The sequence below is a fragment of the Photobacterium damselae genome, from assembly GCF_003026815.1.
In the GTDB taxonomy this organism is placed as follows: Bacteria; Pseudomonadota; Gammaproteobacteria; order Enterobacterales; family Vibrionaceae; genus Photobacterium; species Photobacterium damselae.
The window spans coordinates 38,781-62,170 of record NZ_PYOG01000013.1 but is presented as its reverse complement, the minus strand read 5'-3'; the positions used below and the strand labels follow the sequence as shown (position 1 = coordinate 62,170).

Here is a 23,390-nt window from a genome sequence, read left to right as displayed (position 1 = left end):
TAATTCATATAATAAAAAATCGATTTGATAATTCGAAAATAAAAATAAACGAAGCCACGTAGCTGAAATGTTCACTATTTGCGGTCACTTCATACGTGGCTTACAATCTTAAAAATAGGATTATCAGTTTTGGGCTAATTTAGGTGCTGGTTTTGCCGACTCAGTAAGAACATGATAGCGGTCTTGACCCCATGCCACAGGTTTTGGCTTATCTTTGATCCAGTCATAAAAAGCATTTTTCATTTCAACTACTTTTTCTGGGTATTTCTGAGCTAAGTCTTTAGATTCAGAAGGATCTAATTTATCGTTAAATAATTTCACTTTATTAGAACCATCATCATAAAAATACAGAGCCCAATCTTGATCTCGAATTGCCCATGAGCCTTTAGAAAGCTTTTCTAAATTAGGATTAGATGGAATAGTATCGCTTTCGTATGTAATCCATTTCCAATAGCCATACCAGAATGGGTCATTTTCTTCACTGTAATGCTTAGCGCCAGGGCCTGCCCAGTAAATATATTTATGTGGTGACTGCTCTGCTTTACCTGCAAGGACAGGCATAATATCTTGGCCATCGACCTTCATATCTTGAGGAATCGAAATACCAGCGGCCTTTAATGCAGTTGGTAAGATATCAAGAGCCGAGATTAGCGTATCACTCTTACCACCAGCAGGAATGTGATTTGGCCAAGCAGCGACAAATGGTACACGCACTCCACCATTATACATTTGGCCTTTAAAGCCTCTGTCCATACCGTTCATTGGCATTGGTGACTCATGAACAGCACCATTATCAGATAGGAAGAAAATCAGCGTATTATCAAGCTCACCTTTTTGCTTCAACAGTGCCATGATCTGACCAAGGCCTTCATCGGCTGCGTTAATTGCCGCAAAATATTTATCGGCTTCTACATTTCCTGTATTAAAACGATCCATGTACTTAGCAGGTGATGCTTGCTCTAGTGGAATGTGTGGCACACTATAAGCTAAGTTAATGAAAAATGGTTTATCGCCACTATCTTCAATAAATTTAAGCGCTTCATTGGTGAGATTATGAGTTAGATAACCTGGCGCTGGAATGTTCTTGCCATTTTGATAAATCGCAGGGGAATTCCATAACGCAGCACCAGAAGCATAGAAACTGTATGAATAATCAAATCCACGCTCTTCAGGACCAAATCCTTTACCGATCACCGGAATCTGAATATCGTGGTAATCGCGGGTACGGGCATCTTCTGCTACTTTATCTTTGCTTGCGATCTTCGCATTGTGCCACTTACCAATATTGGCGGTACGGTAACCATTTTCTTGGAACAATGCAGGCAGTAATTTGATATCAAGAGGCACGCCTTGCAACGCATCGTCATTACTGTAAGTACCAAAACTGGTTGGATAACGGCCTGTAAAGATACCAGCACGAGATGGACCACACACAGGATGAGCCACAAATGCATTGGTCATCTTAACGCCATTTTGTGCTAATTTAGCCACATTAGGCATTGCTCGATGTGCCGCATCAATCATTTTATCCAGATCGCCTTGATAACGAGCCGGTACTGGGCGTTTTGCTAATTCTGTTTTATCTAAGCTGTCTAAAGCAAAATCGAGCTGACCCGTACCTAGGTCATCCATGATCACCAATAATACATTTGGTTGTTCAGCTTGTTTTGCCGCATAGGTGGTAACCGGTGCTGCAACACATGCTGCGGCAACTAAACTGGCAACCACTGTCTTCTTAGTCGAGGACAGATTCATTGTTAACTCCTTGTCTCAATCGTTATTCATAGTTGTACTAATATCGTTTTTATTTATTGCCTAAATGGGTATTACGCAAAAGCATGTTGACCGCGAGCATGAGCAATCATAGGTAAGGCGTCGGCGGCCGTGCCCCCTTGACGAATGGCTTGACTCATTAAATGCATGGCAGGCGCGGTATGACGGAAAATTTTTTGATATGACGGGCACAAATAGTTTTGTTTATGTTTTTGCCCTTCTTGATGAACAATGCGATGCTTAGGACACCCGCCATAACACAAGCCGTGTACTTCGCAAGATTGGCATTGATCCGTTAATTTGGTCGATTTAGCATTACCAAAGCGTTGTTGCTGTTTGCTCGTTGCCATTTTAGTTAACGACAGTTCAGCAACATTGCCTAATCGGTTCGCTAGATAAACATAGTGATCGCAAGAATACACATCACCATTTGCTTCAATTACCATGGCTTGACCACAGTTTTTGGATTGAACACAAACAGAGGCGGGATAACCAAGCCAAGTAGCTAAAATGCTATCGAACATACGCACATATACGGTGCCAACATCTTCTTTTAACCACTCTTCAAACACTTCAGTCATAAACTGACCGTAGCCATAAGCAGGAACCGAAAAATGCGTGACGTTATTATTTTTTTCTGGAGCGTAATGACGAGTCGAGGTCGTAGCTGAACCTTCCACTTCAACAATTGGAATAAATTGCAGGTGGCGAGCCCCTAGTGATTTTAAGAACTGGTAGGTTTGCGCACCTTTATCCCAATTCTGATCATTAATAACAGTAAGAACATTAAACTCTACTTGGTATTCAAGCAGCAATTCAATAGCACGTTTCACTCGTTCGAAAGTTGGTTTACCGTTAACAGATATGCGGTATTTATCATGAATATCGGGGGTACCATCAATAGATACACCAATCAGAAATTGATGTTCAGCAAAAAATTGCGCCCATTGTTTATTGATAGCAACCGCGTTAGTTTGAAAACTGTTGGTGATGGTTTTACCGTTGGCATACTGACGTTGGTACTTCACCACTTGACGATAGAAATCCAAGCCAGCGAGTGTTGGCTCCCCACCTTGCCATGAAAAATCTATTTGATCTGCATCTTGAGAAGCAATGTAATCTCGAACGTAACGCTTTAGCACAGGATTAGGCATTACATCTGGTTGCTTTGATGTCGCACTAACACATTCAGATGACTGTGAATCTCCTAATATTTCCTCTTTTTCAAGATAGAAGCAGTATTCACATTTTAAATTACAGCGATAGCTCGTTGGTTTTGCCATCATGTGAAAGCGTGCTGTTGCCATGCTCATTCCTTGCATATTTCGTTATTAAGACCGGCACATAATACGAAAACAAACGAAACAACAAAGAGATTGAGATCACAAGAACAAAAACAAATGAAAGATTAGACGCCATTTTCTTTTGTGATCTTGCTTCAACCACTAAAAACAAAACAAACCGAAAGTAAGAATGAGCTAAACAATTCGATCTAGATCATTTTTTAATCAACACACTTTCATTAACCTTTCGCACTCAAATAATATAACAAAAGGTTAAACGACAATGAAACATCCCCTTCTCCCTTCAATCTTAACAATCAGTCTTTCTTTAGCGCTGGCTGGATGTAATAACGAAAGTATTCAAAACGCTCCAAATGTAGATGGAAAAGGAGCACAACTAGAGCCTGGTGGTTACATGTACTTCTTTGAACAAGATGTACCACAAGCAATTACAACTACAGCTACTCAGTCATTAGCTGTAACCAATCGACACTATAAAGACGGCGCTCAATCTCTGCGTTGGCAGTTTGACCCAACAACTATGCTGACTTTTCATCAAGCCATTGGATATAGCCCTGAAAAAGAAGATGCAATTACCCCTCAAACATTCACTGCATGGATTTACAATGAAAAACCAATTGATGATAGTTTGCTTTTTGAATTTGGAACGGATGACTCCACTCAAGTCAAATTCCATTACCGATTAAACTTCAAAGGTTGGCGAGGAATTGCCGTACCATATAGAAACATGCAAGGACAAGCGAACGCCAATATGGATCGACTCCGTATTATCGCACCGCAAGCAAGTGGAACGATTTACTTTGACCAAATGATGATGTCAGTCCCCGTAGATAACCGTTGGCCAACCGCTGATTATCAACAGCCTTTTGTAAATCCAACCGTTGTTGATATGGCGAGTAAAAACTGGACAGCGTTGATGATGTATGACGAGATGTTAAAAGAACATCATGCAACATTTGATTTTACTGTCCCATTTGATGATACATCTGGCGATACTGCCAACTTGTATCAGCAATTTGATCAATATCTTGCCGTTAACCCACATGCAACCATTACCCAGCAGCAAATCGATAAAAATCTCGCAAGCTATCAAAAATTCGCATTAACCCAAAATACAGATGGCAGCTGGCAAGGGAAACCGCTCGACCATCCTAAACGTCAAAATTATCTAAAAACAGGCATTTTAGATGATGCTACTTTGGCCATGGTAACCGATACCGCTAATATTCGAGACCTTGGTAAAATATTGTTAGAAAGCGCCAAACTCCTTCGCAGTGAATCCCTTTCCAATGCCAATCGAGCCGCTTTAGAAAAAGCATTTATCAATGCAGTCTCTTATTCTTTTGATCAAGGATGGCAAGGTGGATCCGGTTTGCAAGTTATTACTCATGTTGGCTACCAAACTCGCGAATATTTCGATGCCCTATTTATTGCTCGACAATTGTTGGCACAACATCACCTATTACAATCCGCTCAACAATCTATGATGTGGTTTAATGCCACTGGTCGAATTTATGAAACAGACCAAGATATTACAGCTTCAAATGTTGATATTTTAAATACTCAGCTACAATGGATGATAAAAAGCTTTCTCTTACTTCCTAACTCGTCCGAACGTCATGACATGCTTCAACAACTGCAAACGTGGTTGAGTAAAACACTACTCGCATCAGATGGACTTGGTGGTGGTTTTAAGCCTGACGGCAGTATATTTCACCACTCTCAGCATTACCCTGCATATGGCAAAGATGCTTTCAGTGGCTTAGCCGGAGCCGTTTTTGGACTCAGTAACAGCCCTTATCAGATCACACCACAAGCTCATAGCAGAATTAAAGATGCATTACTTAAGATGCGTATCTACACCAAAGAGACCAATACCCCAATTGTTTTGAGTGGACGCCACCCAGATGGTAAACAAAAGATTACTGCAACCCCATTTAAGTGGCTGGCTTTAGCTGGCTCCCCCGATCAAACCCATCTAATTGATCCAGAGCTTGCAGCTGCATTTGCTAACCTGACAAATAAAACTGAATTTGAAGGAATTAAAGCTGAAAATGAGCCTGTCGGCAGCTGGGCAATGAATTATGCCTCAATGGCTGTAGTTCGAGGCTCGAGTCACAGTGATACACAAAAGTCTTGGCTCGCCACAGCAAGAGGATTTAGCCGTTATTTAGTCGGAAATGAAACCTATGCAGCAAATAATCTATACGGCCGTTATCTCCAATATGGTCAGTTAGAAATTACTCCTGCCGATTATTCTCTGCGTGCATTTAGTCACGACGGTTGGGACTGGAATCGCTATCCAGGTACCACAACGATTCATTTACCTAACAACAAACTGAAAGCCGTATTAAACCAATTATCAGGAGCCGGTATTGAAGAAATGTTGCTCTCCACTGAAGCTTATTCGGGAGCAAATCGTCTTGACGATCACATGGCAATGTTTGCAATGAAACTACAAGGGCATAAGAAATATCAACAACAAGGTTTTACTGCTAATAAATCCTACTTCATTTTTGATAATAATGTGATTGCCCTGGGATCTAATATCAACAGTGATGATCCCCTATATCCTGTAGAAACAACCTTATTCCAACACTCAGTTTCATCGCTAGAACCAATCGAAGTGAATGGTACTCCTATTAGCAATCTTGACTATGCTGACTCTTTATCTGGAGAAATTACTCTGCAAGATCCTGCTCATAACTACTATTTTATTTCAGCAACCAATGAGCAACCACTTAACATTAGCTATCAAACTCAAACCTCCAATGATGAGGATGATGGTAAAGTCACAACGGGTAATTTTGCTTCTGCTGTGATCGAGCATGGCATTCAAGCAAAAAATCGAAGTTATGAATACGCGATTACTATAGATGGTACTGAGGCGGTAAAACCAAAATATCACGTATTACAGCAAGATATTAATCTTCATGCCGTTGAAAAAGATGGAATCGAAGCCTATGCATTCTTTGCTCCTACTCAAGTTACCAGCAATACTCACGTTGTATCGGCAGAAACACCAATGCAAATTATCGCCAAGCCTAATCAGCAAGGAGATGAATTGGCTTTAAGTATCGTTAATCCTGATTTTGCTTTTTACAAAGGACAAGACCCCGATCAAATTGATGAAAATGGCGATCAAGTTGAAGTGAGTATCTACAGCAGACCATGGCGTTATGATTTATCACAGCCTGTCACGAGTATTTTTACCGTAAAAGGGCATTGGCAACTAGCCGCCCCATCAGACAAGGTACAAACCAGTATCGATGGTGAAAATACCAAAGTCACAACGACAACAACGGATGCTGAAGTGTTACAGTTCGGTTTAATCGCAAAATAATACATCTTTAATTGTGATACTAAGATAGCCAGTTGCTTGCTGGCTATCTTCAATAAATGAAATATAATCCTGCAATAAAACCACTCGTAACTTATTGATAAAAAATCTATAAAGCAATTTTTAGGCTTTATATTATGACCTTTCTACTTGCTTTACTTTTTAGCTTATCATCTAATTTAGATAACTTTGTTATTGGTTTCTCTTATGGAGTTAAACATAAACAAATATCTTTACTATCTAATACCATTATTGCCACTATTATCGCCGTTGTTACTTATCTTTCTATGATTTTAGGTCAATGGTTAACGCACCTCATATCACATCAAGAATCTTCGGATATCGGCTCAATCATTTTTATTGGACTTGGAATATGGTCTATTGGAAATAGCTTCTCAAATAAAAAAAAGACTCAAAAAAACGATACCAAAGAATTAGGGATTAAAGGCGCTATTATTCTGGGAATATTGCTCTCTATCAATAATATTGGTGTTGGGATTTTAGGCAGTGTTTCTCGTTTAAATATTACCTTAATTACTGTCCTGACCTTCATAACCAGTATTCTACTCATCTACTTAGGTAATCATCTGGGTAATCACATAATCGGTCGACTTCTAGGCAGATATAACGATTTAGTATCAGGACTATTACTTGTAATTTTAGGGCTTCTATCTTTTATCTACGCATTATAAAAAGGAGCGAAAGATTCATTTCGCTCCATAACACACCGACTACTTAACGATGAATTGGTAACTATTCCCTTTTAAATTAGTTACATCTATCGTAAGGATCTTCTGTCCACTTATTTGCAGTCTTTGATCTGGGTCTGACATAATCTTGATAGGCTTTTTAAATTCTAGCTCTACTGTAGTTTGATTTTGTAATGGGTCACTTACCGAGATACGTTTAGTGCCCTCTTCTTTTTGCACAAGTATCGCCATCTTACCTATCGCAGATATATGTCGAGTAAGCTCAACTTTCTGCTGTTGCCAAATATTAGCCGCAATCACATTATCATCTTTATAACGAATAATATGGGCAATATCATCTTGTCTTATGATCTTTATAGGCTTCTCATCACGATATTCAGAAATATCATCTAAGTCACTTGCTGGCAGCACAACGTATGCGTAAGAATCATGCTCGACTGAATGTCGGATTGTTGCAGTAATGAACTCAGCACTTACCTCCCCAGATTTTGTTCCTATCTCATTCCAATTTCCGATCCGAGTATCTTGTTTAACCGAAAGTTCTGGTGGACTTAAAAAAATATACCCCATACCAGATTCATCCATTTGATCATTGCTAATAAATAGACTCTTTATCTTATTCGGGTATTGACCTGCCCAAGGATATTCATTGATGAATACATTAATATTGCCATTATCTAATTGCTTTCGGTTAGCAACGGTTGTTGTAATATTTGCGCCAATTTGGGATGAAATATTAGAGCCTAACATGACAACTTCATCATCAAACATGAACCACGATTTTTTAGCGGTTAATGTTTCATTCCAATTGATGAAATCCATTCCAGCAACTGCTATATCATCCAACTTAGCAGAACCAACCCAATCCATTTGCAGTTTTCGTCCACCTTTAATTTGATTTCGTTGCCCTTGACACTCAAGCATTAGCTGATCGTCGACGGTCGTACCAGGAAGGCGATAACTATCTACTACAGGCCAATAATCATGGAAATGATCTAATTGATTGGTATAGAAATAACTCATACCATCTCCCGTAAACCACCCTTTACGATTTTCATTATTCATACACTCGAAATTACCTAATCGACTTGAGTGCATGGCTAAACTAAATGCCCAATCATCGGTTCTGTATACAACTCGATCCATTGCAGGAAAAGTAAAGACTCCTTGGACATTATCTTTCACGTCAATTTGTGGATTTTGGAGCAACTGCTGCGCTTTTTGATAATTACCTATATGGTTAATAGAATCAAAAAAGTCTAAATACGTATCTTGGCTAATTTGAGTTTTAATCAGTTGTTGCAACGGATAGAGATACTGTGCAGAGGCGCCATCGAGATAATGGATAAGAGAGGCAATAACATTATGTCCAACATGATGACCTTGTTCTTGAGGGCGAGAAATCGCTCGACCATTAACAAACTCCATCATAGTACCGCGATACAATAGCGGGGCATAACTCTTAAAGATAAGCGGATAAATTTCTTGCAGCTTAGGATCGGTTACTTGCCAAGGAGAATTTGCAACCAAACTCATCTGAGCCCCTAATCCACCTAGTAGTACATTGCCATACGTACCGTTATAAGCGATATCATAATGCTGTAGAAAACTGCCATCTTGGTAAAATCCATCACTGGCTTGTACGTAATCAACAACAGGAGATAATGCCTGTATAGCCGAAAAAATTTCATCACTATCATTAGCTAAAATACCACGTAATAAAACTACTTGAGTATTATCCGTTCTATTACCCCCTGTTGATTCTCGATAGTGAGGATTACTTGAAACATCCGCACCAGAGCCAGCACCTAAATGAGTTGGCAAAGGGGTAAAATAACGAGTTGCATCAAGATAATTGGTAATTAATTGAGCGGGCAACTGATCGTAGAGAACAACCAAGATATTATGGATATCTTTCGGGGTTCCCAGTTCCCAATGCCACCAATTCCCCCACTCTTTAGCACCAACCTTATAATAGTGTTGATTTAAAAATTGAAGGCCATCAATAATTGCCGCTAACAATTGTGGATTATGTTGTAAAACACCACCTCGCAATTGATAAGCTTTTGCCATAATAAATAAGCGTTGGTAGGAGCTTCTAAGTTTAGCTCCAAGTACTTTTTTTCCAGCTTCGCTTTGATCATCTAAAACAAGATCATTCCATAAAGACAATCGAGTCGAAGCTGTATTCATTGAGCTCCAATGTTTTTGCGCACCATTATTTGCGGTTATAACCATTTGCTTTAATTTCTGGTCAAAAGCAATATCAGAAGCCCCAAGAAATCCTTCAGCCCATTTTTGTCGAAGTTGAGAAAAAGCCTGTTCGTTAACTTCTAACTGTGACGTTAAAGCTATATTTGCACTCTCATTATCATTAGCTTGTACTGGTATAGATGAAAACGCACAGATAATAGATAGAGTTAGTAGTGATAGTTGTTTCATTTTAAGTCCTTTTGTTTTTTATTGTTCTAAAACATAACAAAAGAAACAAAATGAAAGTAAATGAACTTCAAATTTTGATTATAACAAGAAAAATAATCGCAATATTCTGCTAGAGAATCACATTCGAAAATGTCTACGAATATAAATCGAAAAGAGGCCATTAGACCCCTTATCTAAAAATTCAGCAAACTTGTAGCGCGTTGTAGATGAGATTTAATAAAAAAAGCTGCCAGTTTTCAGGCTAGCAGCTTATAAGATGGAGAAATTAAACCGTTGCTTGATGGACTGTTGGCTTCTTCTTAAATTTGTCACCAACCGTATAAATACATAGTGCAATCACAACTGTAACTACACCTGCTAATTTCTGCAGTGTCATCACTTCTCCCAATAAGAAGTAAGCAACAATCATTGCGAACAAAGGCAATACGTTTAGTGCCATTGTTGTAATAACCGCATCTTGAGTTTTTAGTGTTGCTAACTCCCATAGTGCGTAAGCAAAACCAGAACACAACAAACCTAATGCTAAAATACTGCCTAAATTCTTACCGTTTTCCACTAACACAGCAGCAGAACTGAAATCTGCGCCAGTGACAATAGCCAAAATAAACAGGGCTACTGTTGCTGAAGCAAACTGGTAGAAGCTACTCGAATACAGATCGTAACGAGAATTTAAATCTGAACCAAATTTACCCAAAATATAGTTATAAGTAACAAAACCTAAAACACCACAGAGAGCAAATAAATGACCCAAATTTAGACCTTGAATCTTATTAGATGGGTCATAAGCGATAACAGCAGCACCCACTAAAGATAAAACAACCGCAAATACTTTCGGTGCTGATGGTTTAATTTTATCGATAACAAATACAGCAGCCATTGTTAAAAATGGAGCCATACCATTTATCACACCGATCTCTCCCGATGAAGTATATTCATAGGCGAGAATTGTAAAATAGAAGAATACTGCTTGGGCGGAAATCCCAGCCGCCATCAACAAAATGGCATCTTTCTTACTTTGAATTTTCTTTAAGGTGTGTTTTTTAGAAAAAATAAATACGGCAACAAAACATAAAGTGGCAATTGCATAACGAGCAATAGCTAAAACAACAGGATCAAGTTTACCAGCCAATACTCCACCTAGAGGGAACGATGCTCCCCACAAAGCGGCACAAATAAGCGCAAGAGTCAGACCTAATGATTTATTTGGAGCTGTTTTACTCATTTTTGTAGTCTCACGTTAGGAGTATCTTACCCCTTTTAAAAGGAATAGGATTATTGAGGACAGATACCGATAACATGTTCTAAACGCTGATCTTTTTGATATAAAGAGGCATAAGCAAAACCGATCCCTTCTAAATTAGTTGGCAAACCATCAGCAACAGCAAAAACTTTATCAATGATTTTATTAGATACATTATCAATGGTGTCTGTTGCATCCATAATTCCGCAAGCATTGATATCCATATCAGCAGTGATCAAAGCACTATTACCAGAAACTCGAATCACTGGCACAATGGAGTTATTAAAACCAGCAGCGCCTGCAGTCCACAAAATTAACTGGCAACCTAAAGATGCAAAATGCATAGCAGCACCACCACATAGCATTGTTGTTTCCGTTAGATAAAATCCTGGTTTTGTTGGTTTTTCACGATGAATATGATTAATGCGAAGGCAATCTTGAATCGGTTGAGTACCTGTTTTATGCATTGCGCCTTGTGATTTTTCATCGATCGTGGTTAACCCGCCAACGCTGTTACCAATAGACATAGTTTCGGTGCCTTCAATAACATGCCAGCGCTTAAGATCTTCAGCAATAAGGCGCTCAATTTTGCTACCAACTTCCGGTGTTACTGAACGCGCTTTTAAAATCTCTTCACAACCTAGCAGTTCTAATAACTCACCCGCCATTGTTGTTGCACCCATATCCACTAATTTATCGGATGCTGCACCCACAGATGGATTAGATGCTAAGCCACTTGATGTATCTGAACCGCCGCATTTAATACCGATGCGTAGAGCAGAAATTGGGGCATCTATACGTTCAACGCTATCAGCGTAAGCTTTTAACTCTTTAGCTAACACAAGGCCATCTTTAATAGTTTCGATCGTGCCCTTATTTTTAATCACGGTTAACGTATGAACAGGAAGCCCTTCTTTACGTATAGGCTCTGCGACCATTTCAGGATCAATTGAGCCACATCCCATTGCAATTACTAATACGCCAGCAATATTGGGATTAGTTGCAGTATGAATAATGGTATCGATCATTTCTTCGTTACCGCCATACATACAGGTGTAGTGATTTGTAACCACAACAGAGTCATCAATCTCTTTACTGATATTACGAGCGATGCCCTCACAACACTCGTCAATAGCAACAATCATGACATTATTACGAATACCAAATGTACCGTTTGGACGTGGAAAGCCTTTGAAAGTCATAGTCATTATTGCTCAATCCCCATTTGTTTAATGATTTCTTCGATAATGGATTCCGGAATATCTAAACGTTCACTACGAACATTTTGCACATGAACAAGCTGTCCTAATGGAATCTCAATAATTGACTTACCAATCGAATGACCACACTTGTTAATATGTTCTGCATGAGCGATATCACACAATGCAATCTTGTTACCGAAGGGGATTTTTTGCAGAGCTTTAATCTCAGCAATAACTTCATTATCAGCGGAAATAATTTCCACCCACTCATTTTTTGCCACGTCGCCAAGCAGTGTTGCCACATTATCGGCAGGAGAAAGTTTTATTGCTTTCATTGTTATATTCTCGGTTTATCGTTACTAGTTAATTGTCTATTGTCCGACAATCGGCAGTATACAGATCTACAGAATACAAAATATGACAAGCTTCACAAGTTTGTGTTATATTTTTCAACAACTTAAAAACTTGCACTAAAGCGAGTCAGGGAAATGAAGATCAATAAGCAGAGTTTAGAAGAGCAAGCGACTGAATTTATTAGAAATATGATCGTTTCTGGTCAGTTAGCGATGGGCGAAAAGATTGTCGAAAGTACGCTATCAAAAGATCTTGAGCTGTCACGCAGTACGGTTCGCATGGCATTAAACTCATTGTCACATGAAGGGTTAGTGGTTCAGAAACCTTATGTAGGCTGGCATGTCTTTACCCTATCGCAAGATGATTTATGGGAACTGTACAATTTACGAGTTGCTATTGAATCACAAGCCGCGGTTATGGCTGCGGAGCGAGCAACAGAAGAAGATAAGAAAGAATTAAGCCGTATCTATCAGGATTTCTGCCAATTCTGTCTCAATGATTCATTAGATATTATTGCGGTATGTGAAAAGGATTTTGAGTTTCATCGTAAGGTCGTTGAAATCAGTAAAAGCAATAAATTCATTAAGATATATGAACAAATTTCAAATCAGCTAAAGAGTTACATTAAGCTAACTCACCATGATTATGATCTCTCACAAAGTGGCATCAGTCATAATGGTATTGTTGATGCCATTATTGCAGGTGATGCGAACCGAGCATGGCTTGAGTCTAAAGAAAATATTACGACGTTTACTGATTTGAATAGAAATAACACCGAGTCAAATTGAGTTGAATTAATTTGTACGCAATCTGCCACTTTCAATGCAATGTTGGATAATAGTTGGCAGGTTGCTTTTGGTTTATATCCATTATTCCCCAAACTATGATCTGCCTCTCTTTGAATAGGACATATGTCCTCCCCTTGACGTTATATGCCTTTTACAATATTGCGTATGACCTTCTGCACCACAAAGATAATACTCAAATGCTAGGTCGTTTTAATCGAATCGATCAAGAAGCCGAGCGCTTTGGTACATCAAGTAGAGTTTATCGTCGTACCTTAAAAAGGCTAATTGAACAAGGGCTTGTAACCAAGCAAAAAAATGGAGAATTAGTCATTATTAACAGAGAGGGATTAAAACAATATCTCGATGAGCTCGAATCTTAAGTGTGAAATTATTTTCTAACTAAGCGGTTATTACTTAGATAGAGTATTTAACCAATGGAAAATAATTTATGATAAAACGCATTACCCTCGCTTTAGGAGCTGGATTTGTAGGAAGCGTGGCCAATGCTATCGCTATTTATCTCATAAACCCACTACAAGGATTACCATCACCAGACCATATATTCATTTATAAACAAGTATTTTGGGGTGGCCTATGGGCTTTACTTTATCTCCTACCTTGGTTTAAACAGACATGGTATATCAAAGGAACCTTTGTTGGACTGCTCGCTAGTCTATGTACATTCTCTGTCTTTCAATCTATACCAATAACAGAAATTAACCTTATAAAGGCCTTTGTGGTGAATGTTGTTCTATGGGGTTGGATTTCGGCTTATTTGTATGCCAAGACCATTATAACTATTCAGCATCATGATGGTTAAAAAAACCAGACAATGCCATTATTGTTCTCTGAAATATTAGATACACTTAGTTCTTTAATACGAGGTATCTATAACAATGAAAAGAACATCTATTGCATTTATTCTCGCGATTATTTCGCAATCAGCTTTTAGTGCTAATGGTATTACAGAGCAAGATTTTGACATTCTAAACTATGGCAATGTTGAACAAGTTCGAATGACCAAAGCTGCGGGCCGAGACCATTGGGATGTTAATTATGAGTATGCAAGACAATCAGGTGAACAATATGAAGTGAAGCTACACGTTAAGCCAATTGTAAATTCACAGTTTTCGACACAACAGGTTGAGCCAAAGACAGCAACATTAACTGTTGGCCCATTTAAGATGCCTATTAGTCTTGAAGCATTTAATCGCTTTGCTGAACAACCATCAGAATTAACCGATTACTTAGCTCATACCTTGCCAATGGTACCTATGGATATTTTGGGTCACACCATAAAAGCAAATATTGATGATGTTAGTTTTGATGGGAAATCAGCAGAAACCATCGTTAGTTTCAGCTTTGAGAGTCAAGAAAAGATAGATTATTTACCAGTAACTGCAGGACTTGCCGGTATTTGGACCGATGGTGTTCCATACCCAACGATGATGGCCTCTATTGCCGCAGGCGAAATGGATGCAGATTTTGTTTGCAACAACGCAACGAAGAAATGTTCGACAAAACTCTTTGGAACAGATGACCCTTCATCTCAATTATTTAAGATAACAAACTAAATAGTAAAAAGGCTTACTTATTTATCAGTACGATAAACAAGTAAGCCATATCATTATTTCACTAGCTTACAAGAACCAAATGTCTGTGGGTTATGGAAATTTGGTTTTGGTGTCTTAGGATCCACCCATGTCATCCATCCCATATCTAATTGGCCATCTTGTTGAGTAAACTCAGCGCGCATTAATGCACATAGTAGTTCACTTTGAGATTTATCTTGCCACAATTCAAGTTGGGATAGCGTAGCCAACGGTAACTTACCCTCAACTTGGTAGCCCATATCAGTCAATACTGCTTTTGTTTCAAGTCCAGGCCAGCGCCACTGACTATCTAAAGATGCTCGCTTTTGGGTTTTCATATCAAAGCTCGCTTTTGCACTAAAAACACGCCCTTTCGGATCAATTTCCATCGTGTAATAGTGTGATAACGCGGTATCTTTGGCTAAGAAGATCTCAACACGGTCCGAGTCTAAAATGGCACGCTCAGGATCTGTTCCTATTGCGACATTTTTATCTGTGACTGTATAGATAAAATACAGCGCATCTTGATCCCATAATGCTTTAAATTCAGTTTTCGGTGGTACCACTTTACGCCAAGGGAAAGTGAAATCTGTTAAGTTTTCTGCCTTATCCCAAATATTGGTATCAAGCTGCCCATCAATAACTGGCGCTTTATCGGTAAAGTTCACGCTATAGGTTTTATTATTATCAGATGCGTATGTTGCTGCAGAAAATAAGGTCGCAGCAGCCAGTGTCGTTAGTAGAGCCAATTTCATTGTTATGTCCTTATATGAAAAACGTAAAGCAAAAAAATAGCTGACCGAAGCCAGCTATTCATATCTATTTATTTTGCAAGATGGAGCACTTCGGTACCGGCTAATAAGAACGCACCAGCGCCATAATCGATATTGTGTTCAAACTGCACATCACGCGGATTAAATGCAGGTAGCTGAACCCAACCAATCATGCCATTATCATGAATACACTCACCCAATGCTGCCCACGCTTTTTCGACAACAGGTAAGTAAGTCGCTTCATCTAACAAGCCAGTACGAACTCCCCATGCTAAACCGTAACAAAATAGGGCCGTTGCGCTACTCTCTTTTGCTGGATAGTTTTGTGGATCCAATAAGCTGGTACGCCAGAAACCATCTTCTTGTTGATACTTAATGACTTCTGCTGCAAGCTCGGTAAATAAGGTTAAATAACGTGGTTTATCAGCAAAGTCTTCTGGCATACGAGCCATTAAACGAGGAACTGCTGCTAATACCCAACCAATTCCACGACTCCAGAATACTTTTTCTCCATTGGCTTCACGCAATTCACTGCCATTACCATCAGGGATATAGCGATGGTCACGGTAGAACAGACCCGTTTCAGGATCTTTTAAATGCTCAACCGCATCCCAAAATGCTGTATTCATATATGTTAAATATTTACTGTCACCTGTTGCTTGCGACAGAGCGGCAAAACTTGGAGGAGCCATAAATAAAGAGTCGCACCACCACCAATCTTGACGGCCAGGTTGTGGCTCATTCACCATAAGATCTAGAGCCTTAATGGTCGGCTCAAGCGCTTCTTCTTTATTAATCAGTGGATAAACATCTAAATAGGCCTGACAGCAAATATGATCATCGGCAAAACGACCATTTGGGCCTGGTCGAAAACCAGTATGTAAGGTGTAGTTCATCACCCCATCTAAATAGTCATTATCGTCAGTTGCCTGCCAAGCTGCGGCTACGCATGACCAAAAAACGCCGCGTTCCCAGTCGGTATCTTTAATAAAACGGGTTTTACCACTACGGCGCACCACACTGCGAGTCTGATTTTGCGCTTGATATTGGTAGACTTGCTTCATTACAGTGAGAATATTTGCTTTTGCTTCCATGACACATTCTCCTTAAATTAGCGGGCTAACCAACCACCATCAACGGCAATTGTGTAACCATTTACATAATCACTGGCGCTAGAAGCTAAAAAGACAGCTGGACCTTCAAGATCAGACGGCAAGCCCCAACGATTAGCTGGAATACGCTCTAAAATAGCAGCATTACGAGCTTCATCAGCACGAAGCGCTGCGGTGTTATCGGTTGCCATATATCCAGGAGCAATCGCATTCACATTGATATTATGCTCAGCAAGCTCTGTAGCAAGAGCTCGTGTCAGACCCATGACAGCCGATTTACTTGCAGTATAAGATGGCACTCGGATACCACCTTGATAAGAGAGCATAGAAGCAATATTGATGATCTTGCCACCGTTACCTTGCTTAACAAACTGCTTAGCCACCGCTTGAGAAAGGAAAAATAGGGTCTTTTGGTTAATGTTGATCACATCATCCCAATCTTGCTCAGAAAACTCTAAAATATCTTGGCGACGGATAATGCCTGCGTTATTAACCAGTACATCCACATGTCCCATGACTTCAACGGCTTCAGCGACAATTTGCTCTAAATGATCTTGGGCCATTAGATTGGCGGTAATGTAATGAAATTTACGACCCATTGCTTCCACTTGCTGTTGCGTTTCCGGTGCGGCTTGATGACCTACACCAACAATATCTGCACCCGCTTTTGCAAGTCCTAAAGCCATACCTTGACCTAAACCCGTATTACACCCAGTAACGATGGCAACTTTTCCTGTTAAATCAAATAGATTATTCATATTTTGTCCTTAATAGAGATAGCCAAGCCCGTCCAAGTCACCGTAATCACTTGGCTATCTAAAAATGAGTTAATAAAAAGAAGAGTGGCGAAGCTGAATTTATTTCAGATCGCTCATCGCTACGTGGTCCATGTCGTGGAACGTTTGATTTTCACCAACCATGCCCCAGATAAAGGTATAAGCAGCAGTACCTACACCTGAGTGAATTGACCAACTAGGACTGATCACAGCTTGTTCATTGCGCACAACTAAGTGACGAGTCTCTTGTGGTTCACCCATATAGTGGAACACCACATTATCTTGGTTCATATCAAAATAAAGGTACACTTCCATACGGCGTTCATGGGTATGACACGGCATCGTATTCCATAAACTACCAGGGGCAAGTTCCGTCATCCCCATTAGCAGCTGACAAGTTGGAAGTACTGCTGGATGAAGATATTTGTAGATGGTGCGAACGTTACAGTTCTCTTGATTACCTAAGGTTTCAGGAGCAGCATCTTCACGGGTAATTTTACGAGTTGGATAAGCGTGATGAGCTGGGGCACAGTTCAAGTAAAAGCGCGCAGGTTGTTCTGCACTCACACTTTCAAAACGAATATCTTGTGCGCCCATTCCGACATAAATGGCTTCTCGTGCACCAATTTCATAAGTTTGGCCATCAACAACCACTAAACCTGGCTCACCAATATTGATTATGCCCAACTCACGACGCTGAAGAAAGAAATCCACCCCGATCTCTTTGCCACCTTCGAAGGCAATAGCAGTCTCTGTTGGTACCGCAGCGCCCACAATAATACGGTCAATATGGCTGTAGGTTAAATTGATCTGACCTGCTTGAAACAGATCTTCAATCAAAAATTGTTCACGCAAACCAGCAGTATCAAGTTGCTTTGCATGTGCACTATGTATTGGTTGACGAATTTCCATGTTTAACCTCTAAAATACGTTTTTCAGGCACATTAGTAAGCATTACGCTTAAATGCCCATTGACCATCAATCATGGTACTTTGAATAACAAAATCACTATCTACGACTGCAAATGAAGCACGTTTACCCACTGCAATCGAACCTAATTCCGACGCTTTATTGATATATTGAGCAGGGACAAGACTGGCCATTTGAACCGCTTCCCACTCATTGACACCAACGCTAAAGATCATGTTACGCAATGCTTGATCTAAACTGCATGTACTGCCTGCAAGTGACCCATCTTGAGTGCGCGCTTCACCTTGTTTGACTTGAATCATTTGTGCACCAAGTAAGTATTCACCATCACTTAATCCACCAGCACGCATACAATCGGTTATTAACGCCAGCTTTTGGTACCCTTTCATCCGATAGGCTAATTGCATCATCACAGGATGAACATGAATACCGTCTGCAATCAGTTCTGCTAACATGTCGTGATATAACACCGCACCACAGCAACCCGGTTCACGATGGTGCAATCCCAACATGCCATTAAACAGATGAACACCGCAGTCAGCACCGGCTTGATAAGCTTGTGTTACTTGCTCAAAGTTAGCACTAGTATGCGCAACAGAAGTTTTGATGCCTCGTTCGGTTAACCAATCAATGGCAGACATCGCGCCGTCATATTCAGGAGCAAGGGCAACACGAAGCAAAGATTGACCCGCAACCTGCTGCAGTTCGGTTAACTCAGCAATAGTTGGTGCTTTTAAATAGGTTGTTGGATGAGAGCCTCGATACGCTTCTGTAAAATATGGCCCTTCTAAAAAGCTACCAAGCAACTGTGCCCCAGAATGAGAACCTGTGGTAAAATCTCGAACTTGTTCTAACGCGGCTAAAATATCTTGCCAAGGTGCAGTTACCGTTGTTCCAACCCATGCAACAACCCCAGTTTGAGGTAGTGCGTCACTAATGGTTTGCAAAGCCGCTTCTGTTGCATCCATTACATCAGAACCTGCTCGTCCGTGAATATGAATATCAATCAATCCTGGCAGTAAGGTCTGATTATCAAGCTCTATCACATCACAATCGACTGGACGCTCTACGGTGATCTGTTCAATCTCACCGCCAGCAACAATCACATAACGATCTGTTTCAATACCTGTTGCTGTAAAAATTCGTTGGGGATGAAGAGCAAAACGCATATTACAAACCATCTTCACATTCAACTTCAGGCTCTGGAGCCATCATCATTTCAAGTTGCTTACGCATGTCTTGCATACAAGAGCCGCCAATTTCTAGCAATATTTCAACTAACTCTTTCAGCTCAACCCCATCACGTTCAAACGCAGCATTCGCAATCATCGGTAAGTTAGCTCCACCAATAAGCTCAACATTAGGTGTATCCATCAATATAGCTAGAGCGCGATTAGCAGGAGAGCCTCCAGGGATATCCGTTAAAAACAGCACACCATCACCAGAATCTACTTCTTGAGCCGCTTGTCTTAAGGCAAGTTCTAACTCATCGGTTGACATGGTTTCTACAAAGTCGACATAACACATTTGCTCTTGCTCTCCAGCGATAGCACGCACAGCAGAAGCAACGCCAGAAGCAAAATGAATATGGCCAGATACGACGATTCCAATCATGATTTCAATCCTTGTATTGCAGAAAGTTAGGGAGCAAGTACTCCCTAACTTGATGAGAGCTTATAAAATACCGAGTAGGTGACCGACAACACCTGCAGCAAGTGTTGAGAAGATAAGTACAGGTGGCTTAGCCCAGAACCCTGTTCCTTTCACCATCTTGAACATAAAGAACACAAGCGCCAGTGGTAAAAGGTTTGGCATAATCTTGTCAAACAGAGCACTTTGTAGTTCTACCACCTTGCCCCCCAATTCAATGGAGGCGGTTGTCTGCACCTTAATAAAGGTGGCCGAGAGCGCACCGATAACAAAGATACCCATAATGTTGGCAGCTTTTGCTAACTTCTCCGTAGCTTCGCTCATGTTAACCATGGCTGCGGTACCCGCTTTATAGCCCATGAACATCAAACCGAAATAAACAGCAAAGTGAACAATTTGGTATAAGAAGAAGAACACAAACGGGCCGGCAATTGAGCCTTCCATCGCAATAGAAGCACCCAAAGCAAGTGTTAATGGCATTAGCGTCATGTGGTCGATAGCATCACCGATACCACCCGTTGGTCCCATACCCGCAACTTTCATTACGTTAACAGTTGATGGCTTCTCTTTGTTCTCTTCCATCGCAATGGCCGTACCAAGCAAGAAAGTAAACAGCTTTGGACTTGCATTAAAAAACTGAAGATGGTTCTTAAGAGACTTTGCAAAATCACGCTTATTATCACCGTGAATTTTCTTTAACGCCGGAACGATAGAGTAAGCAAAACCACCAGCCTGCATACGTTCAAAGTTAAAGTTACCTTCCATAAATAGGCCGCGAATAGCACAGATCCAAAGATCTTTTTTCGTGATCACTTTACGTGGTGTAGTATCTTCGTACGCATCGACATCATCGACTAGATTTACGTGAGTTTTGGTATTTTTATCGGCTAGAGTGCCTGCTGTGATATCAGATGCCATCTTCAAATTCCTCTGCTTGCTTATTGCTGTTTCCATTGCCACTAAAGAAGAAGTACAGTGCTGCGGCTGATGCGCCCAAAATTGCCACTGCCATAATTGGAAGTTTTAGGTAAGTAGTCATTACAAAACCGATGAAGAACACACCTGCCACTTCTTTTGACCACATGATTTTTAGCAACATGGCAAAACCGATTGCAGGAACCATCTTCGCGCCGATACCTAAGCCTTCAAGTAACGCTTTTGGTGCATTTTCATCAATCCAAGTTGCCGCATGCTCACCAAAGTAAACGGTAATAAAGGCAATCACAGCGTATAACACAGCACGCAATGAAATAGTGGTAATCAATAAGCGATCGATACCATCAGAATCACCTTGCTCAGCAAAACGGTCAGCTTTACCCATTGTAAATGCTGTCATAGCAAAGAAGCCGATCACCAACATTTGCATCATAACGGCGATAGGCATACCAACCCCCATCGCAACCGCAGGAGACTGTCCCGTCATTACCGCAAATGCTACTGCTGCGATAGTACCCATGGTTACATCTGGTGGCTGAGCACCGGCATTAGGCACCAAACCAAGCCAAGCTAGCTCAAGTGTTGCACCAGCAATCAAACCTATTTGTAAATCACCCATGATCAAACCAACCACAGGTCCTGTAATCAATGGACGGTGAATATTCAGCGCAACATCGTACTTATCGATACCGCAGAAGAATGCCCACACCGCCACAAGTGCAGCTTCAAAAAACATAATTCAATCCTTGTGTATGTAGGGTAGAGACGGCTTATGCCACCGTCTTCGCAAGTTCAAGAACAGGTACTGGATTTTGGTCTGGTGTATTTTGCACAGTACAAGTCACACCGCGAGCAACCATACGTTCAAATGCATCAATATCTTTTTCATCAACCGAAACTGTTTTTGCAATTTGGCGCTTACCTTCATGGAAATGCATATTGCCTACATTACAGTGAGTAATTGGCACTCCACCTTCAACCAAACGAGCAACATCTGTTGGGTTATTGCACAGAATAAAAATCTTCTGTTGCGGTGATGCTTTATGAATTACATCAATAGTTTTTTGGATAGAGAAAAAGCGTACCGCATATTCACCGCCAGCAGATGCTTTCATCCCCGCTTGCATAAATGCAGCATTAGGGCCGTCAGCAGCGTCATCATTCGCAACTAAAATAAGGTTAGCTTCAGAATGCTTACCCCAAGTAATACGAATTTGGCCGTGTAATAGACGTTCATCAATGCGAGTCCATACGATATTTGGTGCCGTCATGAGTTCTACCTCTAATAGTTATTTTAAATTGCCAGATAAATCGTGAATTACTACTCCTTGTACTACACGGTTAACTTCACCAGTAGGACACGGATTATCAGGTGTATTGCCAAGCGCTAGAGAGCAATGGAATGCGTAACTCTGAGCAAATAGCATGTAAGGAAATAACAACCCTGCATCAGTAGCGCCAGCCATCTTATCTACATAAAAATGGGTTCCGCTTTCGATACGAGGGTCTGGTTGAGCTGCAATCGCGATGACATCAAATGCAATATTGTCACGACGCAATTCATTTAATAGGTCGAGATCGTACTTTCGGGTGTATTCATCATTAGAAACGAAAACAACAACTAAGGTTTTTTCGTTTACGATAGATTTCGGTCCATGACGAAAGCCCAGTGGAGAATCATAACAAGCGACCACTTTTCCGGCCGTTAACTCTAATAACTTTAGCGATGACTCCTGAGCAAGCCCTTGTAAACCGCCACTTCCTAGATAGATCACCCTATCGACTTCATGGTTTATAGTATTACGTATTTTCGAATCGAAATCTTTGAGCGACTGCACAGAATCTCGACAAACACTTTCGAAACCTTTCGTATAATCGTTTCCATACAACATAACCGAAAGACAGGCTAGCATCATAGATGAAAAACTTGAGGTCATCGCAAAAGATTTATCATTCGTTTGCTCTGGCATTAATAGTGGCAATGCATTTTCGTTATTTATGCTATTTTTATATAATTCACCTTCATTATTGCAGGTAAGAACTAGATGATAACACTGAGATAAGCATTGATTTGCCAACTCAACAGCAGCCACACTTTCTGGACTATTTCCTGAACGAGCGAAAGAAACTAAAAGAGTTGGAATATCTTCTGCAAAATATTGTTTTGGATTGGAAACGATATCAGTTGTAGCAATAGCTTCAACACGACAACTCAACTGTTCCGTTAGTGTTGGCGCAAGAGATTTACCGGCAAAGGCAGATGTACCCGCTCCAGTTAACACAATACGAATGTTTTGATGAGCAAACACTTTATCCATAAATGCTTTAATTGCAGGACGACATTCCTGAACAATTTGCAGTGTTTGTAACCAACATTCAGGTTGCTGTGTAATTTCTTTTGCTGTCCAGTAACCTTTCAAACGGTTTAACTCTTGCTCGGTATAACCTAAATATGAATTCATGCTGAC

The 23,390-nt window shown here is 40.3% G+C and carries 22 protein-coding genes; 6 read left to right on the top strand and 16 right to left on the bottom strand.

The window, feature by feature from the left end:
- Positions 1 to 123: 123 nt before the first annotated feature.
- Positions 124 to 1,755 (bottom strand): sulfatase family protein, encoded by a 1,632-nt coding sequence (locus CTN07_RS12825; protein ID WP_005306120.1) that lies wholly within the window; start codon positions 1,753 to 1,755, stop codon positions 124 to 126.
- 71 nt (positions 1,756 to 1,826) lie between these two features.
- On the bottom strand, positions 1,827 to 3,080 hold the full coding sequence (locus CTN07_RS12820) for an anaerobic sulfatase maturase (RefSeq protein ID WP_005306122.1): 1,254 nt from the start codon (positions 3,078 to 3,080) through the stop codon (positions 1,827 to 1,829).
- A gap of 259 nt (positions 3,081 to 3,339) precedes the next feature.
- Here CTN07_RS12820 and CTN07_RS12815 point away from each other — a divergent pair, with 259 nt between their 5' ends.
- Positions 3,340 to 6,420, top strand: a complete 3,081-nt coding sequence (locus CTN07_RS12815) for a chondroitinase family polysaccharide lyase (protein ID WP_005306125.1) — start codon at positions 3,340 to 3,342, stop codon at positions 6,418 to 6,420.
- Between the two features lie 134 nt (positions 6,421 to 6,554).
- A complete protein-coding gene (locus tag CTN07_RS12810; protein WP_005306128.1) occupies positions 6,555 to 7,109 on the top strand; it encodes a manganese efflux pump in 555 nt (184 codons plus the stop codon).
- Between the two features lie 39 nt (positions 7,110 to 7,148).
- Here CTN07_RS12810 and CTN07_RS12805 read toward each other — a convergent pair whose 3' ends face one another.
- The 4 genes from CTN07_RS12805 to CTN07_RS12790 form a co-directional block, all read right to left on the bottom strand.
- Complete coding sequence (locus CTN07_RS12805; protein WP_005306131.1) at positions 7,149 to 9,569, bottom strand: polysaccharide lyase 8 family protein; 2,421 nt, start codon at positions 9,567 to 9,569, stop codon at positions 7,149 to 7,151.
- A gap of 265 nt (positions 9,570 to 9,834) precedes the next feature.
- Entirely contained in the window at positions 9,835 to 10,791 is a 957-nt protein-coding gene (locus CTN07_RS12800) for a DMT family transporter (protein WP_005306135.1), read from the bottom strand.
- Positions 10,792 to 10,841: 50 nt separating this feature from the next.
- Positions 10,842 to 12,017, bottom strand: a complete 1,176-nt coding sequence (locus tag CTN07_RS12795; RefSeq protein ID WP_005306137.1) for a UxaA family hydrolase — start codon at positions 12,015 to 12,017, stop codon at positions 10,842 to 10,844.
- The gene (locus CTN07_RS12790) at positions 12,017 to 12,346 is read right to left on the bottom strand and encodes a UxaA family hydrolase (RefSeq protein ID WP_036765864.1); all 330 of its coding nucleotides are present in this window, start codon (positions 12,344 to 12,346) and stop codon (positions 12,017 to 12,019) included. Before CTN07_RS12790 ends, CTN07_RS12795 begins: the two co-directional genes overlap by 1 nt.
- Before the next feature lie 153 nt (positions 12,347 to 12,499).
- Between CTN07_RS12790 and CTN07_RS12785 the strand changes: the two genes are divergently transcribed.
- The 4 genes from CTN07_RS12785 to CTN07_RS12770 all read left to right on the top strand — a co-directional run bounded on the left by CTN07_RS12785 (position 12,500) and on the right by CTN07_RS12770 (position 14,727).
- Positions 12,500 to 13,153 (top strand): GntR family transcriptional regulator, encoded by a 654-nt coding sequence (locus CTN07_RS12785; RefSeq protein ID WP_005306143.1) that lies wholly within the window; start codon positions 12,500 to 12,502, stop codon positions 13,151 to 13,153.
- 197 nt (positions 13,154 to 13,350) lie between these two features.
- Positions 13,351 to 13,533, top strand: coding sequence for a helix-turn-helix domain-containing protein (locus tag CTN07_RS12780; protein WP_036765865.1), 183 nt, complete (start codon positions 13,351 to 13,353; stop codon positions 13,531 to 13,533).
- 68 nt (positions 13,534 to 13,601) lie between these two features.
- Positions 13,602 to 13,973: a hypothetical protein gene (locus tag CTN07_RS12775; protein WP_036765867.1), complete on the top strand. Its 372-nt coding sequence runs from the start codon at positions 13,602 to 13,604 to the stop codon at positions 13,971 to 13,973.
- Positions 13,974 to 14,049: 76 nt separating this feature from the next.
- Complete coding sequence (locus CTN07_RS12770; RefSeq protein WP_005306146.1) at positions 14,050 to 14,727, top strand: hypothetical protein; 678 nt, start codon at positions 14,050 to 14,052, stop codon at positions 14,725 to 14,727.
- A 53-nt stretch (positions 14,728 to 14,780) separates the two neighbouring features.
- On the opposite strand, the gene CTN07_RS12765 is transcribed toward CTN07_RS12770, so the two are convergent.
- The 10 genes from CTN07_RS12765 to CTN07_RS12720 form a co-directional block, all read right to left on the bottom strand.
- Positions 14,781 to 15,500: a carbohydrate-binding family 9-like protein gene (locus tag CTN07_RS12765; protein ID WP_005306148.1), complete on the bottom strand. Its 720-nt coding sequence runs from the start codon at positions 15,498 to 15,500 to the stop codon at positions 14,781 to 14,783.
- A 68-nt stretch (positions 15,501 to 15,568) separates the two neighbouring features.
- On the bottom strand, positions 15,569 to 16,612 hold the full coding sequence (locus CTN07_RS12760) for a glycoside hydrolase family 88/105 protein (protein ID WP_005306151.1): 1,044 nt from the start codon (positions 16,610 to 16,612) through the stop codon (positions 15,569 to 15,571).
- Between the two features lie 17 nt (positions 16,613 to 16,629).
- Positions 16,630 to 17,388: a 2-dehydro-3-deoxy-D-gluconate 5-dehydrogenase KduD gene (gene kduD / locus CTN07_RS12755; protein ID WP_005306153.1), complete on the bottom strand. Its 759-nt coding sequence runs from the start codon at positions 17,386 to 17,388 to the stop codon at positions 16,630 to 16,632.
- A 99-nt stretch (positions 17,389 to 17,487) separates the two neighbouring features.
- Complete coding sequence (kduI, locus tag CTN07_RS12750) at positions 17,488 to 18,318, bottom strand: 5-dehydro-4-deoxy-D-glucuronate isomerase (protein WP_005306156.1); 831 nt, start codon at positions 18,316 to 18,318, stop codon at positions 17,488 to 17,490.
- Between the two features lie 32 nt (positions 18,319 to 18,350).
- Positions 18,351 to 19,505 carry an N-acetylglucosamine-6-phosphate deacetylase gene (nagA, locus tag CTN07_RS12745; protein WP_005306159.1) on the bottom strand — a complete coding sequence of 385 codons (1,155 nt, stop codon included), beginning with the start codon at positions 19,503 to 19,505 and terminating at the stop codon, positions 18,351 to 18,353.
- Between the two features lies 1 nt (position 19,506).
- Entirely contained in the window at positions 19,507 to 19,950 is a 444-nt protein-coding gene (gene agaF / locus CTN07_RS12740) for a PTS galactosamine/N-acetylgalactosamine transporter subunit IIA (protein ID WP_005306162.1), read from the bottom strand.
- Positions 19,951 to 20,010: 60 nt separating this feature from the next.
- Positions 20,011 to 20,904 carry a PTS system mannose/fructose/sorbose family transporter subunit IID gene (locus CTN07_RS12735; protein ID WP_005306165.1) on the bottom strand — a complete coding sequence of 298 codons (894 nt, stop codon included), beginning with the start codon at positions 20,902 to 20,904 and terminating at the stop codon, positions 20,011 to 20,013.
- Positions 20,894 to 21,658, bottom strand: coding sequence for a PTS N-acetylgalactosamine transporter subunit IIC (agaW, locus tag CTN07_RS12730; protein WP_005306168.1), 765 nt, complete (start codon positions 21,656 to 21,658; stop codon positions 20,894 to 20,896). Before agaW ends, CTN07_RS12735 begins: the two co-directional genes overlap by 11 nt.
- A gap of 34 nt (positions 21,659 to 21,692) precedes the next feature.
- The gene (gene agaV / locus CTN07_RS12725) at positions 21,693 to 22,193 is read right to left on the bottom strand and encodes a PTS N-acetylgalactosamine transporter subunit IIB (protein WP_005306171.1); all 501 of its coding nucleotides are present in this window, start codon (positions 22,191 to 22,193) and stop codon (positions 21,693 to 21,695) included.
- A gap of 18 nt (positions 22,194 to 22,211) precedes the next feature.
- Complete coding sequence (locus tag CTN07_RS12720; protein WP_005306174.1) at positions 22,212 to 23,384, bottom strand: SIS domain-containing protein; 1,173 nt, start codon at positions 23,382 to 23,384, stop codon at positions 22,212 to 22,214.
- Positions 23,385 to 23,390: the final 6 nt, after the last annotated feature.

What these genes read in the sequence shown, in the direction of transcription:
- CTN07_RS12825 (WP_005306120.1), bottom strand. Translation starts at nt 1,755, where the DNA reads ATGAATCTGTCCTCGACTAAGAAGACAGTGGTTGCCAGTTTAGTTGCC.
- CTN07_RS12820 (WP_005306122.1), bottom strand. Translation starts at nt 3,080, where the DNA reads ATGGCAACAGCACGCTTTCACATGATGGCAAAACCAACGAGCTATCGC.
- CTN07_RS12815 (WP_005306125.1), top strand. Translation starts at nt 3,340, where the DNA reads ATGAAACATCCCCTTCTCCCTTCAATCTTAACAATCAGTCTTTCTTTA.
- CTN07_RS12810 (WP_005306128.1), top strand. Translation starts at nt 6,555, where the DNA reads ATGACCTTTCTACTTGCTTTACTTTTTAGCTTATCATCTAATTTAGAT.
- CTN07_RS12805 (WP_005306131.1), bottom strand. Translation starts at nt 9,569, where the DNA reads ATGAAACAACTATCACTACTAACTCTATCTATTATCTGTGCGTTTTCA.
- CTN07_RS12800 (WP_005306135.1), bottom strand. Translation starts at nt 10,791, where the DNA reads ATGAGTAAAACAGCTCCAAATAAATCATTAGGTCTGACTCTTGCGCTT.
- CTN07_RS12795 (WP_005306137.1), bottom strand. Translation starts at nt 12,017, where the DNA reads ATGACTATGACTTTCAAAGGCTTTCCACGTCCAAACGGTACATTTGGT.
- CTN07_RS12790 (WP_036765864.1), bottom strand. Translation starts at nt 12,346, where the DNA reads ATGAAAGCAATAAAACTTTCTCCTGCCGATAATGTGGCAACACTGCTT.
- CTN07_RS12785 (WP_005306143.1), top strand. Translation starts at nt 12,500, where the DNA reads ATGAAGATCAATAAGCAGAGTTTAGAAGAGCAAGCGACTGAATTTATT.
- CTN07_RS12780 (WP_036765865.1), top strand. Translation starts at nt 13,351, where the DNA reads ATGCTAGGTCGTTTTAATCGAATCGATCAAGAAGCCGAGCGCTTTGGT.
- CTN07_RS12775 (WP_036765867.1), top strand. Translation starts at nt 13,602, where the DNA reads ATGATAAAACGCATTACCCTCGCTTTAGGAGCTGGATTTGTAGGAAGC.
- CTN07_RS12770 (WP_005306146.1), top strand. Translation starts at nt 14,050, where the DNA reads ATGAAAAGAACATCTATTGCATTTATTCTCGCGATTATTTCGCAATCA.
- CTN07_RS12765 (WP_005306148.1), bottom strand. Translation starts at nt 15,500, where the DNA reads ATGAAATTGGCTCTACTAACGACACTGGCTGCTGCGACCTTATTTTCT.
- CTN07_RS12760 (WP_005306151.1), bottom strand. Translation starts at nt 16,612, where the DNA reads ATGGAAGCAAAAGCAAATATTCTCACTGTAATGAAGCAAGTCTACCAA.
- kduD (WP_005306153.1), bottom strand. Translation starts at nt 17,388, where the DNA reads ATGAATAATCTATTTGATTTAACAGGAAAAGTTGCCATCGTTACTGGG.
- kduI (WP_005306156.1), bottom strand. Translation starts at nt 18,318, where the DNA reads ATGGAAATTCGTCAACCAATACATAGTGCACATGCAAAGCAACTTGAT.
- nagA (WP_005306159.1), bottom strand. Translation starts at nt 19,505, where the DNA reads ATGCGTTTTGCTCTTCATCCCCAACGAATTTTTACAGCAACAGGTATT.
- agaF (WP_005306162.1), bottom strand. Translation starts at nt 19,950, where the DNA reads ATGATTGGAATCGTCGTATCTGGCCATATTCATTTTGCTTCTGGCGTT.
- CTN07_RS12735 (WP_005306165.1), bottom strand. Translation starts at nt 20,904, where the DNA reads ATGGCATCTGATATCACAGCAGGCACTCTAGCCGATAAAAATACCAAA.
- agaW (WP_005306168.1), bottom strand. Translation starts at nt 21,658, where the DNA reads ATGTTTTTTGAAGCTGCACTTGTGGCGGTGTGGGCATTCTTCTGCGGT.
- agaV (WP_005306171.1), bottom strand. Translation starts at nt 22,193, where the DNA reads ATGACGGCACCAAATATCGTATGGACTCGCATTGATGAACGTCTATTA.
- CTN07_RS12720 (WP_005306174.1), bottom strand. Translation starts at nt 23,384, where the DNA reads ATGAATTCATATTTAGGTTATACCGAGCAAGAGTTAAACCGTTTGAAA.